Annotated in this window: 15 protein-coding genes; 10 read left to right on the plus strand and 5 right to left on the minus strand. The window is 73.8% G+C overall.

The window, feature by feature from the left end; all coding sequences use genetic code 11:
- Positions 1-10 precede the first annotated feature (10 nt).
- Positions 11-559: a LytR C-terminal domain-containing protein gene (locus tag O2V63_RS11160; protein ID WP_269167592.1), complete on the plus strand. Its 549-nt coding sequence runs from the start codon at positions 11-13 to the stop codon at positions 557-559.
- A gap of 18 nt (positions 560-577) precedes the next feature.
- Here O2V63_RS11160 and O2V63_RS11165 read toward each other — a convergent pair whose 3' ends face one another.
- Complete coding sequence (locus O2V63_RS11165) at positions 578-1,405, minus strand: inositol monophosphatase family protein (RefSeq protein WP_269167593.1); 828 nt, start codon at positions 1,403-1,405, stop codon at positions 578-580.
- Between the two features lie 62 nt (positions 1,406-1,467).
- On the opposite strand from O2V63_RS11165, the gene ppgK reads away from it, so the two are divergent.
- The 5 genes from ppgK to O2V63_RS11190 all read left to right on the plus strand — a co-directional run bounded on the left by ppgK (position 1,468) and on the right by O2V63_RS11190 (position 8,342).
- Positions 1,468-2,211 (plus strand): polyphosphate--glucose phosphotransferase, encoded by a 744-nt coding sequence (ppgK, locus tag O2V63_RS11170; RefSeq protein ID WP_269167594.1) that lies wholly within the window; start codon positions 1,468-1,470, stop codon positions 2,209-2,211.
- Positions 2,212-2,515: 304 nt separating this feature from the next.
- Positions 2,516-3,859, plus strand: a complete 1,344-nt coding sequence (locus O2V63_RS11175) for an RNA polymerase sigma factor (RefSeq protein ID WP_269167595.1) — start codon at positions 2,516-2,518, stop codon at positions 3,857-3,859.
- 481 nt (positions 3,860-4,340) lie between these two features.
- Positions 4,341-4,565, plus strand: coding sequence for a DUF7455 domain-containing protein (locus tag O2V63_RS11180; protein WP_231558401.1), 225 nt, complete (start codon positions 4,341-4,343; stop codon positions 4,563-4,565).
- An 866-nt stretch (positions 4,566-5,431) separates the two neighbouring features.
- Positions 5,432-7,201 carry a VanW family protein gene (locus O2V63_RS11185; RefSeq protein WP_269167596.1) on the plus strand — a complete coding sequence of 590 codons (1,770 nt, stop codon included), beginning with the start codon at positions 5,432-5,434 and terminating at the stop codon, positions 7,199-7,201.
- Positions 7,202-7,256: 55 nt separating this feature from the next.
- Positions 7,257-8,342 carry a YihY/virulence factor BrkB family protein gene (locus O2V63_RS11190; protein ID WP_269167597.1) on the plus strand — a complete coding sequence of 362 codons (1,086 nt, stop codon included), beginning with the start codon at positions 7,257-7,259 and terminating at the stop codon, positions 8,340-8,342.
- An 89-nt stretch (positions 8,343-8,431) separates the two neighbouring features.
- Here the strand turns inward: O2V63_RS11190 and O2V63_RS11195 are convergent, their stop codons facing one another.
- The gene (locus O2V63_RS11195) at positions 8,432-8,659 is read right to left on the minus strand and encodes a DUF3039 domain-containing protein (protein ID WP_036336993.1); all 228 of its coding nucleotides are present in this window, start codon (positions 8,657-8,659) and stop codon (positions 8,432-8,434) included.
- A 68-nt stretch (positions 8,660-8,727) separates the two neighbouring features.
- Here O2V63_RS11195 and O2V63_RS11200 point away from each other — a divergent pair, with 68 nt between their 5' ends.
- Together O2V63_RS11200 and O2V63_RS11205 are read left to right on the plus strand one after the other, a co-directional pair.
- Positions 8,728-9,666: a pseudouridine-5'-phosphate glycosidase gene (locus tag O2V63_RS11200; protein WP_269167598.1), complete on the plus strand. Its 939-nt coding sequence runs from the start codon at positions 8,728-8,730 to the stop codon at positions 9,664-9,666.
- Positions 9,667-9,674: 8 nt separating this feature from the next.
- Positions 9,675-10,559 (plus strand): carbohydrate kinase family protein, encoded by an 885-nt coding sequence (locus tag O2V63_RS11205; protein WP_269167599.1) that lies wholly within the window; start codon positions 9,675-9,677, stop codon positions 10,557-10,559.
- A gap of 1 nt (position 10,560) precedes the next feature.
- Here the strand turns inward: O2V63_RS11205 and O2V63_RS11210 are convergent, their stop codons facing one another.
- From O2V63_RS11210 to O2V63_RS11220, 3 genes are all read right to left on the minus strand, one after another.
- The gene (locus tag O2V63_RS11210) at positions 10,561-10,896 is read right to left on the minus strand and encodes a DUF3099 domain-containing protein (protein WP_269167600.1); all 336 of its coding nucleotides are present in this window, start codon (positions 10,894-10,896) and stop codon (positions 10,561-10,563) included.
- A 160-nt stretch (positions 10,897-11,056) separates the two neighbouring features.
- Positions 11,057-11,656 carry an HhH-GPD-type base excision DNA repair protein gene (locus tag O2V63_RS11215; RefSeq protein WP_269167601.1) on the minus strand — a complete coding sequence of 200 codons (600 nt, stop codon included), beginning with the start codon at positions 11,654-11,656 and terminating at the stop codon, positions 11,057-11,059.
- 106 nt (positions 11,657-11,762) lie between these two features.
- Positions 11,763-12,305, minus strand: a complete 543-nt coding sequence (locus O2V63_RS11220) for a PepSY domain-containing protein (protein ID WP_269167603.1) — start codon at positions 12,303-12,305, stop codon at positions 11,763-11,765.
- 169 nt (positions 12,306-12,474) lie between these two features.
- On the opposite strand from O2V63_RS11220, the gene O2V63_RS11225 reads away from it, so the two are divergent.
- A complete protein-coding gene (locus O2V63_RS11225; protein WP_269167604.1) occupies positions 12,475-13,152 on the plus strand; it encodes a response regulator transcription factor in 678 nt (225 codons plus the stop codon).
- Complete coding sequence (locus tag O2V63_RS11230; protein ID WP_269167605.1) at positions 13,149-14,531, plus strand: sensor histidine kinase; 1,383 nt, start codon at positions 13,149-13,151, stop codon at positions 14,529-14,531. The genes O2V63_RS11225 and O2V63_RS11230 overlap by 4 nt, the downstream gene beginning before the upstream one ends.
- The last annotated feature ends 48 nt before the right edge of the window (positions 14,532-14,579 follow it).

The raw sequence follows: 14,579 nt of genomic DNA on the forward strand, positions 1-14,579 counted from the left end.
TGAGGACCCAGTGACCGAGCTCGCCGACGACACCGCCGAGCGCGGACCCGACGCCCCGCGCCGCAACCGCCGGCCGGTGCCCGCCCTGGTGTTCCTGCTGGTGCTCGCCCTGGCCGCCATGGGCGTGTGGTGGAACGTGCTCAGTGACGAGCGGGCCCGGGAGCAGGCCGAGGAAGCGGTCTGCAGCAGCGCCAGCAACGTGCCGACCGAGCTGGACCCGGCCACGGTGTCGCTCCGGGTCTACAACGCCACGGACACCCCGGGACTGGCCGGTGAGGTCACCACGACCCTGGAGAGCCGCGGGTTCGTCGTCACCGAGACCGCCAACGACCCCAGCACCGCCGACGTGACCGGGGTCGGGGAGCTGCGGTTCGCCGGCCCGGGACGGGACGCCGCCAACTTCGTGCGGCTGTACCTGCCCGGCGCCACCAACCGCGTCGACACCCGCTCCACCGGCGTCGTCGACCTCGTGATCGGGCCGGACTTCGCCGCCTTGGCCAGCGAGGAGGAGGTCGCCGCCGCACTGCTCGAGGCGGCGAGCGCCGAAGCGGACTGCTGACCCGCCGCGGGTCCCCGGTCAGCCGGCGGCGTGCAGCCGGTCCAGCAGCGCGAGCAGGGGCTCGGCGACCGACTCAGCCACCGCGACCGCCATCGGCTCGGCGAACGGGCGGCCACCCGTCCCGGTGACGACCAGCCCCGCCTCCGCGGCGATGAGCGCGCCGGCCGCGTGGTCCCAGGGCTTGAGGTCCAGCTCGTAGTACGCGTCCACCCGGCCTGCCGCTGCCGCGCACAGGTCCAGCGAGGCGCACCCCCAGCGGCGGATGTCCCGCACCTCGGGGAGCAGCTGCGCGACGACCGCACCCTGGGCCCGGCGCTGCTCCACCCGGTACCCGAAGCCGGTCGCCACCAGGGTCTGCTCCAGCGAGGCCGGTGAGCTGCCGTGCAGCTGCATCGCCGCCGCCCCCGGGGCGGTGAGCCAGGCGCCCCGACCGCGGACCGCGGTGAACAGCTCGCCGGTGCCGACGTTGAGCACCACGCCGACCTCCGTGCGGCCGTCGACCTCGCCGGCGATGGAGACGGCGTAGGCGGGCAGGCCGTAGAGGAAGTTCACGGTGCCGTCGATCGGGTCGACCACCCACCGGACGCCGCTGGTGCCCGTACGGGACGCGCCCTCCTCCCCCTGCACCCCGTCGTCCGGCCGGGCCTCGAGCAGCCGGCGGACGATGAGCTCCTCGCTGGCGGTGTCGACGGCGGTCACGACGTCGACCGGGCTGGACTTGGTGTCGACCTGCTCCGCCGCGCGGCTGCGCCCCGCCCCGACGAGGACCGCCGCCTCCTCGGCGGTGGCCCGGGCCAGCTCCAGCAGCTCGGTGGACAGGTCGGGCACGGGGGTGCCGGAGGTCATCACGGAGAGCGATCCTGCCCGACCTGTGCGCCGTCCGCGGCAGGGGTCGCTAGCCTGCCTCCGTGCAGGGCTTCGGAGTGGACATCGGTGGCAGCGGCATCAAGGGCTGTGTGGTCGACCTGGACAGGGGCGAGCTGGTCGGGGATCGGGTGCGCATCCCGACCCCGCAGCCGGCCCTGCCCGACCCGGTCTACGGCGTCGTGGCCGACATCGTCGGGCAGTTCGGGTGGGAGGGACGCATCGGCGTCACCTACCCGGGGGTGATGAAGCACGGGGAGGCCTTCACCGCCGCCAACATGGACAAGAGCTGGATCGGCACCGACATGGCCGCCGGGCTCGAGGCGGTCATCCCCGGCACCGTCCAGACGCTCAACGACGCCGACGCCGCCGGCATCGCGGAGATGGCCTACGGCGCCGGCCGGGGTGAGCGCGGTCTGGTGCTGATGCTCACCTTCGGCACCGGCATCGGCAGCGCGCTGTTCATCGACGGCACCCTCGTGCCCAACACCGAGTTCGGCCACATCGAGGTCGACGGCCAGGACGGCGAGAAGCGTGCGTCGGCGTCGGCCCGGGAGCGCGAGGAGCTCAGCTACCCGCAGTGGGCCAAGCGCGTGGACCGGTACCTCGACACCCTGGAGGCCAGCCTCTGGCCCGACCTGATCATCGTCGGCGGCGGGGTGAGCAAGAAGGCGGAGAAGTGGGTGCCGCTGCTGTCCACCCGCACCCGGGTGGTCGCCGCCGAGCTGCTCAACGACGCCGGGATCGTCGGGGCGGCACTCGCGGCCGAGCAGCACATCGGTCAGTGACGACGGACTGACGTCGGCCGCTCCCCTCTCCGCGCGGGGAGGGGAGGGCGGACCGGTCACCGGGTCGTGTGTACAGAACCTGTGGACCGCCGCGTGCCCGTCGTTACAATGGGAACGCCCCACTGCGACGCTCCCCCAGCCAGCAGGTCATCCCCACTCCCAGCCCGGTCGAAACCCCGCACGGCGTGTGTCTCGTCCGGTCCGTCGGTGGGCCCTGTGACCGTCCGAGCATCGTCCGGGCCGCTGCCCGCGGGCCACCACGGCCCTCCAGGAACGCACTGCAGTAGCACGGGAAGGAACCCGAGTGCCCGCCGACCAGCCAGGACCGGACGCGACCACGGTGAGCAGCCAGAGTCGCAGCAGGACGGTCGCCGCCCGTGCCACCGCCTCGTCGACCACCGCACCGGTGACCGCGGCGGGCAAGAAGGCCCCGGCCAAGAGGGCCCCGGCGAAGAAGGCCGCCTCCCGCAAGCCGACGATCAGCCCCTCGCCGGGCGCCGGTGAGGGCACCGTCCTCACCACCGTCGCCTCCGACGGGTCGGCCGTCGCCGTGGTCGACGCCGGCACCGAGGGCCTCAAGCTCGACGAGACCGTCGTGACCGGCAAGGACGGCGTCGCCGTCGCCGAGACCGAGGAGAAGGACGCCGAGACCAGCGGCGACTTCGAGTGGGACGACGAGGAGGAGTCCGAGGCGCTGCGGCAGGCCCGCAAGGACGCCGAACTCACCGCCTCGGCCGACTCCGTCCGCGCCTACCTCAAGCAGATCGGCAAGGTCGCCCTGCTCACCGCCGAGGAGGAGGTCGACCTCGCCAAGCGGATCGAGGCCGGCCTCTACGGCGCCGAGCGGCTCCGCCAGGTGGAGGAGGACGGCCAGAAGCTGTCCCCGCAGATGCGCCGTGACCTCAACTGGATCGTCCGGGACGGCGAGCGCGCGAAGAACCACCTGCTGGAGGCGAACCTCCGCCTGGTCGTCTCGCTGGCCAAGCGCTACACCGGCCGCGGCATGGCGTTCCTGGACCTGATCCAGGAGGGCAACCTCGGGTTGATCCGCGCGGTGGAGAAGTTCGACTACACCAAGGGCTACAAGTTCTCCACCTACGCCACCTGGTGGATCCGGCAGGCGATCACCCGCGCGATGGCCGACCAGGCCCGCACCATCCGCATCCCGGTGCACATGGTCGAGGTCATCAACAAGCTCGGCCGCATCCAGCGCGAGCTGCTCCAGGACCTGGGCCGCGAGCCCACCCCGGAGGAGCTGGCCAAGGAGATGGACATCACCCCGGAGAAGGTGCTGGAGATCCAGCAGTACGCCCGGGAGCCGATCAGCCTGGACCAGACCATCGGCGACGAGGGCGACAGCCAGCTCGGTGACTTCATCGAGGACTCCGAGGCCGTCGTGGCCGTCGACGCGGTCAGCTTCACCCTGATGCAGGACCAGCTGACCAGCGTGCTGCAGACGCTGTCGGAGCGGGAGGCCGGCGTCGTCCGGCTGCGGTTCGGGCTCACCGACGGCCAGCCGCGCACCCTGGACGAGATCGGCCAGGTCTACGGGGTCACCCGCGAGCGGATCCGGCAGATCGAGTCCAAGACGATGTCCAAGCTGCGCCACCCCAGCCGCTCCCAGGTCCTGCGCGACTACCTGGACTGACGAGGCGCCCCTCCTCCCCACCCTTCGCACGCTCAGGGCGGGCCCCTGGAGGGGGCCGGGCGAAGCCCTCTCGTCCTGCGGGGGCCGTTCCAGCACGTCGGCTGCGGCCGGTGACCCGAGGGGTCACCGGCCGCTGGTGCGTCCGGCGCGCGAGCGGGTCGACCGCTCCCAACGGGTGACGGGACGGTGTACGGCGGCACGCATCGGGTAGACGGCGTAGCGTGGGGGACGTCAGAACAGCAGCGGACCCACACACCGCCAGCCGGTGACAGCACCACCCAGCACGTGCACCATCCGGACCCAGTTCCGAACCAGTGACGTCCCCTGCTGACCCGCTCCACCCGCACCTCGAGTGTCACGGCCGGATCTCATTCGGCGAGTTCGTGCACGACAGGCGCAGGAACGGGAACACGAGGGGCCATCCTGGCGCTGTGCAGGAGGCCGATCCGCAGCCGCGGGTCCGTGCGGTAGAGAGCGAGTGATGAGCCAGATGACCCAGACGCTGACGACGACCCCGCCCACCGAAGAACTCGTCGTTCCCTTCCACTGCGACCGTTGCGGTGCTCTGGCCAAGGTGCGAGTGGTCCTCCCGAGTGGGAGCGACCTCGTCTTCTGTGGACACCACGCACGTGAGTACGAGGACAAGCTCCGCGACATCGCGGCCGACATCATCGAGACCGACGGCGAGGCGCGCCTCTCCAACTGAGTGGGCCAACTATCGTCGCGCCAGCGATGAAGCCCTCACCCGACGAAGCCGCCGACAGCCCGGACCCGCACCGCGGGACCGGGGGGTCGGCGGCTTCGTCGTCGTCGGGACCGGCCACCGGTCCCCCGCGATCCGGAGATCGACCGATGCCGCAGGAATCCCGCGGGGTCTCGGACACCGTGCGCCTGCAGCCCGACGGCACCGTCGGCAGCAGCCGCCCGGCGCCGCCCGCACCGCCGGCCCCGACCAAGGCCGGGCCCGCCGATGCCGGACCCTCGGCTGCGGCCGAGCCACTGGCACCCGCCGACACCGCCGACGGTGCCGACCCCCGACACTCCACGGACGCCGAGCTGCCCGTGGACCCGCCGCGACCCCCGGACCTCGAGCAGCCCGTGGACCCGCAGCGACCCGCAGACACCCAGCGACCCGCGGACAGCGATCAGTCGGACAGCGATCAGTCAGGGGACACCCCGCAGCCCGGGGACACCCAGGTGATCGGCCCTCCCGTCGAGGCAGACGGTTCCGCGCCGCCGGCCGCACCGGACCAGCCCCCGGTCCCCGGGGCACTCACACCAGCGCTCGAGACGACCTCGCCGGCCGACTCCCCCACGGTCGCGGGCGCCCCGGCGGTCGGGTCCGCGGTCGAGGACACCGCCGTGGTCACCCGCGTCGACACCCCGGCCCCCACGCCCGCGGACAACGGCAACGGAAGCGCGGCTCGCCCGATGGCCCCGACCGGCTCCTCGTCCGTCGCCGCTCCGAGCGGGCCTGGCGGGCCGCCGCCGGTGGGCCCCGCCGGTGGCGGGGACGGCAGCGACGACGGCGACGGGGGCAGCGCGCCCGCGTGGCGCCGACGCAGGGTGCTGGTGCCTGCGGCCGTCCTGCTCACCCTGGGCGTCCTCTACGGCGCCGACCTGGCCCTCGCCGGAGGCGACGTGCCCCGCGGGACCGTCGTCGGCGGCGTCGACGTGGGTGGGCTCTCCCCCGCTGCTGCCGCACAGCGGCTGGAGGGCGACCTGGCGCCGAAGGTCGCCGCCGACCACCCGGTGGTGGCCGACGACGTGACGGGCGTGCTGCACCCGGCGACGGCAGGGATCACCCTGGACGTGCCGGCCACCGTGGACGCCGTCGACGACCAGCCCCTCAACCCGTGGACCCGGCTCACCTCGCTGTTCACCGATCGCGACGTCGACGCCGTCCTCACCGCCGACGAGACGGCGCTGGCCGCACAACTCGACCAGCTCGCCGCCACCGTCGACCGTGCACCGGTCGACGCCACCATCACCCTCGACGGCACCGAACCGTCCCTCGTGGAGCCGGTCGACGGCCGCGCCCTGGACCGGGCCGGCGCCGCCGAGGCGATCACCGCCACGCTGGCCGCGGGTGGCGCGGTCGACGACCCGATCGAGCTCCCGGTCGACGTGACCGAGGTGCAGGTGGCGGCCGAGGAGGCAGCCCGGGTGCTGGAGGAGACGGTCGCCCCGGCGCTCTCGGCGCCGGTCACCGTGGTCGGCCCCGAGTCCGAGTCCGTGGAGATCCCGGTCACCGCGATCGCCGCGTCGCTGACCTTCACCCCCCAGGACGACGGGACCCTCGCCGTCGCCGTCGACCCGGCGACGCTGCAGGCGCAGATGGGCGAGGCCTTCGGCGTCTTCGGCTCCCCCGCCCAGGACGCCCGGTTCGAGGTCTCCGGTGACACGATCGCCGTCGTCCCGTCGGTCGACGGCCAGGGCATCAACCCGGCCCAGCTGGCCGACCAACTGCTCCCGGTGCTCACCGAACCCGCTCCGCGCACGGTCACCGGCGAGCTCGGCCCGGTGCCGGCCTCCCTCACGACCGAGCAGGCGCAGGCGCTGGGCATCACCGAGAAGGTCAGCTCCTTCACCACCGAGTTCACCAACCAGGCCAGTGGCACGAACATCCGCGTGGTGGCCGAGGAGGTCGACGGCGCCCTGGTCCGGCCGGGCGAGACCTTCAGCCTCAACGGGTACACCGGCCCACGCGGCACGGCGCAGGGCTACGTCCCGGCGGCGGTGATCAGCGGCGGTGAACTGTCGCAGGCGGTGGGCGGTGGGATCAGCCAGTTCGCGACCACCATGTTCAACGCGGTGTTCTTCGCCGGACTGGAGGACGTCCACCACAAGCCGCACAGCTTCTACATCAGCCGCTACCCGGCGGGACGTGAGGCCACGGTCTACGAGGGTCAGATCGACCTCAAGTGGCGCAACGACACCGACACCGGCATCTACGTGCAGACCGAGTGGACGCCCGGCTCCCTCACGGTCACCTTCTGGGGCACGAAGTACTACGACATCGAGTCGATCAGCAGCGAGCGCCGCAACATCCGGGAACCCGCCGTCCAGGAGAAGGTGGACGAGGGGAACTGCACGCCCCAGTCGGGGTCGCGTGGCTTCGACATCACCGTGACCCGGGTGTTCCGCGACCTCGACAGCCAGGCCGAGCTGCGTCGGGAGGACTTCGACACCCGCTACGCGGCCGAGGCGATCATCCACTGCGTGCCCCCGCCCGAGCCGCCGGTCGACCCGGCTGCCGGGGACCCGGCAGCCGGCGGTACGACGCCGGCTGGCCCACCGGCCACCACGCCGACCACCCAGCCGCCCGCCCCGGCCGGCTGACGGCGGGGGCGGACACCGAGGCACTCCGGGCAGCCCGGCCGTGCACACTGGACCCGTGGCCTCCGTCGTCCCCCGCAGCTCACCGGCGCGCGCCGATGACCTGGACGGCGACACCACCGAGGCCCCGCCGGTGACCGACCAGCCCGCCGAGCAGGCGTCCGGACGCGCCGAGGAGCCACCCCGGCGGGGGCTGGTCGGCCGGCTGCCGACGCCGCTGCGGGTGCCGCTGCAGGTGCTCGGCCGCACGCTGGCCAAGGCCTGGAACGACCGCATCCTGGGGCTGTCCGCGGAGGCGGCCTTCTGGCAGATCCTCTCGGTCCCCCCGCTGCTCATCGGGCTGCTGGGCTCGCTGGGCTACCTCAGCTCGTGGATCGGCAAGGACGCGGTGGACCAGATCCGGGAGGAGCTGATCAGCGCCTCTTCGGAGGCGCTGACCCCCACCGTGGTGAGCGACCTGGTCCAGCCGACGCTGGACGACATCCTCAACTCCGGCCGGCTGGAGATCGTGAGCATCGGCTTCGTGATCTCGCTGTGGGCCGGGTCCTCGGCCACGGCGACGTTCCTCAACACCGTCGTCATCGCCTACGACCAGCGGGACGTACGGGGCCCGATCAGGACCCGGCTCATGGCGCTGTGGCTGTTCATCGTCGGGCTGGTGCTGGCCGTGCTGACGCTGCCACTGCTGGTGCTCGGCCGCGGGACGCTGGTCGAGCTCATGCCCACCGACTGGCAGGGCACCGCCACGCTGCTGGTCAACGCCGTGTACTGGCCGCTGGTGGTCATCGCCCTGGTCCTGGGGCTGACCAGCTTCTACCACGTGATCCTGCCGCGGCGGCTCCCGTGGCACCGGCACCTGTTCGGCGGGCTGTTCGCCGTCGTCTTCTTCATCGGCGCGGCGGTGGTGCTGCGCAGCTACGTGGCCGACATCCTCACCGTGGCCCTGCCCTACGGTGCGCTGGCCGCGCCGATCGCCGCGCTGCTGTTCTGCTTCCTGCTCGGCATGTCCCTGCTCCTGGGCGCCGAGCTGAACGCCACCATCGAGGCGTGGTGGCCGGCCCCGCGCCCCCGGCACGATCGGCGCCGGCAGCGCCGGCGGGCGGCGAAGATCGAGCTCGAGGCGCAGAAGCTCGGCCTGAGGTAGCGGGTCGGTCCGCGCAGCACGGACTGGACCGGCCCCCGTGCAGCGTCCCGGCCCGAGCGGAGCGGGGTCCGGGGCACGGGGGCCTCCTGCTACTTCTTGAGCTGGTTGTAGACCTCCTTGCAGGCCGGGCAGACCGGGCTGCCGGGCTTGGGGGTCTTGGTCACCGGGAAGACCTCGCCGCACAGCGCCTCGACCATCGTCCCCATGACCGCACTCTCGGCGATCTTGTTCTTCTTGACGTAGTGGAAGACCTCGTTGGCGTTGCCGGTGTCGGACTCGCGGACGTCCGGGCGCTCGAGGATGTCGCTGCTGCTCACGGTCTGCTCCCTCGGTTCGGGGTCCGGACCGGGGTCCGGTCCGTACGGGGTGCCCCCATGATGGCAGGGTGCCGTCGACCCCCCGCTCCCCCAGCCCGTCCACCTCCGTGCTCTCCCCGGAGGTCGCCGACGCGCTCGACGAGGGCCGGCCGGTGGTGGCGCTGGAGAGCACGCTGCTCGCGCACGGTCTCCCCCGCCCGGAGAACCGCAGGGCAGCCGACCAGGTCGAGGACGCCGTCCGGGCCGGGGGTGCGGTGCCGGCCACCATCGCCGTCCTGGACGGCGTGCCCCACGTGGGGCTGACCGCGGCGGAGGTCGACCGGGTCTGCGCCGACCCGGAGCTCGCCAAGCTCGGGGTCCGCGACCTGCCGATCGCCGTGGCGCTGGGGCGCAGCGGAGCCACCACGGTCTCCAGCACGGCGCTGCTCGCCGCCCGGGCCGGCATCGGCGTCTTCGCCACCGGCGGGCTGGGCGGGGTGCACCGGCACGCCGCCGACACCTTCGACGAGTCCGCGGACCTGGTGGCGCTGGCGCGCACCTCGCTGGTCGTGGTGTGCGCCGGGGTGAAGTCGATCCTCGACGTCCCGGCCACGCTCGAGCGCCTGGAGTCCCTGTCGGTCAGCGTCGTCGGCTACCGGACGCACCGGTTCCCGGGCTTCTACGTCGCCGACTCGGGTTCCCCGGTCGACTGGTCGGTGGCCTCCGCCGCTGAGGCGGCCCGGGTGTTCGCCGCCCGGCGTGAGCTCGCCCCCGGCGCGGTGGTCGTGGCCAACCCGCTCCCGGTCGACCAGCAGCTGGACCCGGCGCTGCACGACCGGGTCATCGCCGACGCGCTGGCTGCGGCCGATGCCGCCGGGGCGCGCGGCAAGGACGTCACGCCGTTCGTCCTCGGGCACCTGCACGCGGCCAGTGGCGGCGCCAGCCTGGAGGTCAACGTGCGGCTGGTGCTGCGCAACGCCGAGCTGGCCGGGCAGATCGCGGCCGAGCTCGCCGCGCTCCCCCGCTGATCCCGGCCGTGCCCACGCCCCCGGTCGTCGTCGTGGGCGACGTCTGCACCGATGTCGTCGTCCTGCTGGCGGGTGCACCGGCGCCGGGTTCGGACCGGCCGGCGTCGATCACCACGCGGGGCGGCGGCGCCGCGGCCAACGTGGCGGCACACCTGGCGGCGCTCGGCACCCCGGTGCAGCTCGTCGGCTGCGTGGGCGCGGACGTCGCCGGCGAGGCACTGCGCCGTGAGCTCGCGGCCGCGGGGGTGGCCCTGGCGGTGCGCGTGGTCGACTCGGCGTCGACCGGGACGATCGTCAGCCTGGTCGAACCCGGCGGGGAGCGGAGCATGCTGGCCGACCGCGGCGCCAACCTGGCGTTGCGGCCCGCCGACGTACCGTCACCCGTGGCCGGCGGGCACCTGCACCTGTCGGGCTACACACTGCTGGGTGCCGGTCCGCGCGCCGCCGGGCTGGCTGCCCTGGCGGCGGCGCAGCAGGCCGGCTGCACCATCTCGGTCGACCCGGCGTCGACCGGCCCGCTGAGCGACCACGGGATCGACCGGTGGCTCACCGACACCGCGGCGGCGACGCTGCTGTTGCCGAATGCGGAGGAGGCCCGCCTGCTCAGCGGTCGCGCCGACCTGGACTCGGCCGCGCGGGAGCTGGCGGCCCGGCACCCGGTGGTCGTCGTCAGCCTGGGCGCCGACGGCGCGCTGTGGGCGGCCGGCGACGTCCTGGTGCACCGGCCGGCGCACCCGGCCACGGCGGTGGACACCACCGGCGCCGGTGACGCCTTCACCGCGGGGGTCCTGGCGGCGTGGAGGGCGGCGGGCGGGGACCCCGACCCGACGACCGTCCTGGAGGCTGGTCTGGCCCGGGCCGCCACCGTGGTGGGACGGCCCGGCGCCCGCTGACTCACATGTCGATGACGCGGGCCCTGCTGCTGCCGGACTCCAGGATCCGGTCCGGCGCCGGCGGCCGGTAGCGGTTCATGTCGATCTTCTTCCGCGGCGGCCGGTCGTTGGCCATGACGACGGCGACCCACGGCAGCACGGTGCCGAGGACGGCGAAGACCGCCATCAACCAGATGGAGTAGGTGTAGGTCATCGCCGCGAGGACGAGGCTGACGCCACGGATCGCCATGGTGATCGCGTAGCGCTTCTTGCGAGCAGCGTGCTGGTCGACCTGGCTGGGCTCGGCCTCGGTGATGAGGACCGGCTCGGTGCGGCTGCTGGACTGGCTGGAGGCCACGGACGCCCTTCCCTGGACCGGCCGGGGGAAGGGCGGCGGTGGTCGGCTGGATCGCGTCTGGGTCTTGCGACCGGCCCCCGGAGCCCCCGGCTCCTGTGCTCCATGGTGCCACTGGATCGTGCGCGATGCAGCGGTCCGGCGAGGCCGTCCGTGCTGCACCTCAGTCGGTGCCGGCCTTCGTGGCACGGGCCTCCTTGGCCGCCTGCTTGGCGGCCTGCTTGAAGCTGCGCACCTCGGCCAGGGACGCCGGGTCGGTGATGTCGGCGACCGACCGGCGCGCTCCCTCCTGGCCGTAGTCGCCGGCGGCCTCGCGCCAGCCGGGCGGGGTGACGCCGCACTGCTTGCCCAGCAGGGCCAGGAAGATCGCCGCCTTCTGGGCGCCGAACCCGGGCAGCTCCCGCAGCCGGCGGAGCAGCGTGGCGCCGTCCGGGGCGTCGGCCCAGACCGCATCGGCGCGGCCGTCGTACCGCTCGACCAGCGCCCGGGCGAGTTCCTGGGTACGGCCGGCCATCGACCCGGGATAGCGGTGCACCGCCGGCGGCCCGGCGAAGTGCCGCTGCAGCACCTCGGGGTCGCACTCGGCGAGCTGCGCCGCCGCCAACGCCTCCACGCCCAGCCGGTCGGCCAGCAGCCGGGGCCCGGCGAAGGCCCGCTCCATCGGGAACTGCTGGTCCAGCAGCATGCCGATCAGCAGCGCCAGCGGGTCCCGGCTGAGCAGCTCGTCGGCCGCGGGGTCCTGGGCGATGCGGAGGGTCGGCACGCCGGGCAGTGTGCCGCACGGCGGCTCCGCCACGACGATCGATCCGTCGCAGCGCCCGACCGGCAGGGGCGGGGCCGCTCGTCCACCGCCCCTGCGGTCCGCTGCGTCAGTCGTCGTCGTTCTCGACCGCGGTGACGGTGAAGTCCCCGTCGAGGGTGACCTCGACGAACGTCCCGTCGTCCAGTCGGACCTCGACCTCGTAGCCCGTGGCCTCGTCCGCGATCTCCACCTCGGTGGCGGTCCCGCCACCGGCGGCCTCCGTCGCGGCGGCCGCGGCAAGGTCACGGTCCGGTCCGGCGACCTGCTCGTCGGCGTCGTCGGACTCCTCGCCGGCTCCGTCGTCGTCACGCTCGTCGCCGAGCACGGTGAAGTCCTCGTCGAGGTGGACGTCGACCTCGGTGCCGTCCTCGAGGGTGACCTCGACCTCGTACTGGCCCTCCTCGTCGCCGACCTCGGTGTCGGTGACCTGCCCCCCGTCGAGGTGGGCGAGCGCGGCCTCGCTGGCCTGCTCGAGGACGTCGCCGGTGAGGGCGACGTCGGGGCGGTCGTCCCCGTTGTCGGCGTTGACGGCCAGGGCCACGCCGCCGCCGCCGGCCAGCAGTGCGACGGTCGCGCCGCCACCGATGATCCACCGGGTGCTGTTCTTCATGAGTCCTCCTGGGATCGTGGCAACCCCCTGGTCGGGGGCATGTCCCGAGTGTCGGCCGGACCACCTGAGGCGATGCTGAGAGCGGACGGGCGCTTCTCAGCTCGTTCTCAGCCGCGACCTGGCAGACACGGACCTGGCAGACACGGACCTGGCGACGGAGGAGGTGGGCATGCGGGTACTGGTGGTCGAGGACGAGGCGAACCTCGCAGCTGCGGTGGCCCGGGGACTCCGAGCCGAGGGGTTCGACGTCGACGTCGCCGGCGACGGGGTGACCGGCCTGCAGCGGGCGCTGAGCGGCGGCCACGCCGCGATCGTCCTGGACATCATGCTGCCGGGACGTTCCGGGTACGACGTGTTGCGCGAGCTGCGGGCACGCGAGGTCTGGACACCGGTGCTGATGCTCACGGCGAAGGACGGCGAGTACGACATCGCCGACGCGCTCGACCTGGGCGCCGACGACTACCTGACCAAGCCCTTCCCGTTCGTCGTGCTGGTCGCCCGGTTGCGCGCGTTGGCCCGTCGTGGCGCCCCGGAGCGCCCGGCGCGGTTGACCGTGGCCGACCTGGTCCTCGACCCCGCGGCCCACAAGGCCTGGCGGGGGGACACCGAGGTTGCGTTGACCGCCCGCGAGTTCGCGCTGCTGGCGCACCTGATGCAGCGGGCCGGCGACGCCGTGCCGAAGTCCGAGCTGCTCACCAACGTCTGGGACGAGAACTTCGCCGGGGACCCGAACATCGTCGAGGTCTACATCGGCTACCTCCGGCGCAAGATCGACGTCCCCTTCGGGCGCAAGAGCATCGAGACCGTGCGCGGCGTCGGCTACCGCATCGACGCCGCCGGCGGGTGAGCGCCCACCGACCACGCGGCCTGGCCGGGTGGGTGCACCGCCGTTCCCTGCGCGCACGGCTGACCGCAGCCGCGGTCGCGGGCATCGCCGCCGCGATCTCGCTGTCGGCCGTGCTGCTCGTCGTCCGACTGGAGTCGGCGTTGGTGACCGGGGTCGACGAGGCCGCGCTCGACCGGGCCGAACGCGTCGCCGCGGCGATCAGCTCCGGCCGGTCGGCGGAGTCGTCGCTCACCGTCACCGACGACGACGAGGTGGTCCAGGTCCTGGACGAGGACCGGACCGTGCTCGCCTCGTCCGCCGGGCTGCCGGGCGGCCGGCCGCTGCTGCCGGCACCGCGGGGCGCCGGCCCGGAGGTGGTCACCCAGGACGGGCTCCTCGTCCCCGGCGAGCAGGACGAGGCCTACCGCGTGGCCAGCCTCCCGATCCGTGCACCGGACGGGCAGCGGGTCCTCGTCCAGGTCGCGCTGCCGCTGGACGACGCCGAGGAGAGCGTGGAGGAGCTGACCTCCGCCCTCGCCGTCGGTGCACCGGCGGTGGTCGTCGTCCTCGCCGTCCTGACCTGGCTGCTGGCGGGCCGGGCGCTGCGCCCGGTCGAGGCACTGCGCCGGCAGGCCGCGGACATCCCCGGCGATGCCCTCGACCGGCGGCTCGCGGTGCCCGACAGCGGCGACGAGCTCGCCCGGCTGGCCGTCACCTTCAACGCGCTGCTCGGCCGGGCGGAGGGCGCCACCCGACGGCAGCGGGAGTTCGTCGCCGACGCCGCCCACGAGATCCGCAGCCCGCTGGCCTCCCTGCGCACCCAACTGGAGGTCGCCGCACTCCACGACGACCCGTCGTGGCGCGACCAGCTCCCCGCGTTGACCGAGGACGCCCAGCGGCTGTCCCGGCTGGTCGACGACCTCCTCCGGCTGGCCAGGATCGACGCCCGGGTGCCCATCGCCCGGGAGGAGGTCGACCTCGACGACATCGTGCTGGAGACGGCGGGCCGCGTCCGCCGACACACCGCGCTGCACGTCGACACCTCCGCGGTGTCCGCTGCCCGGGTCACCGGGGACCGGGACGCGTTCGCGCGTGTCGTGCAGAACCTGCTCGACAACGCGCTGCGGCATGCCCGCACGACCGTGGCCGTCGGGCTGAGCGCCACCGACCGGGCGGTGCTCACCGTCACCGACGACGGCCCGGGCATCCCTCCGGACCAGCGGGAGCGGGTGTTCGACCGCTTCACCCGACTCGACGACGCCCGCAGCCGCGACGCCGGCGGGACCGGACTGGGGCTGGCGATCGTCCGCGACGTCGTCCGGCAGCACGGCGGTGAGGTCGGCGTCGAGGACGCCGATCCGGGTGCCCGGTTCGTCATCCGACTCCCGCTCGCCGACTGACCACAACGGCCAGATGTCCGGGCCGGCCTCTTTCTTGACTGCTTCAAG

This window comes from Modestobacter sp. VKM Ac-2977, from assembly GCF_026968045.1.
In the GTDB taxonomy this organism is placed as follows: domain Bacteria; phylum Actinomycetota; class Actinomycetes; order Mycobacteriales; family Geodermatophilaceae; genus Modestobacter.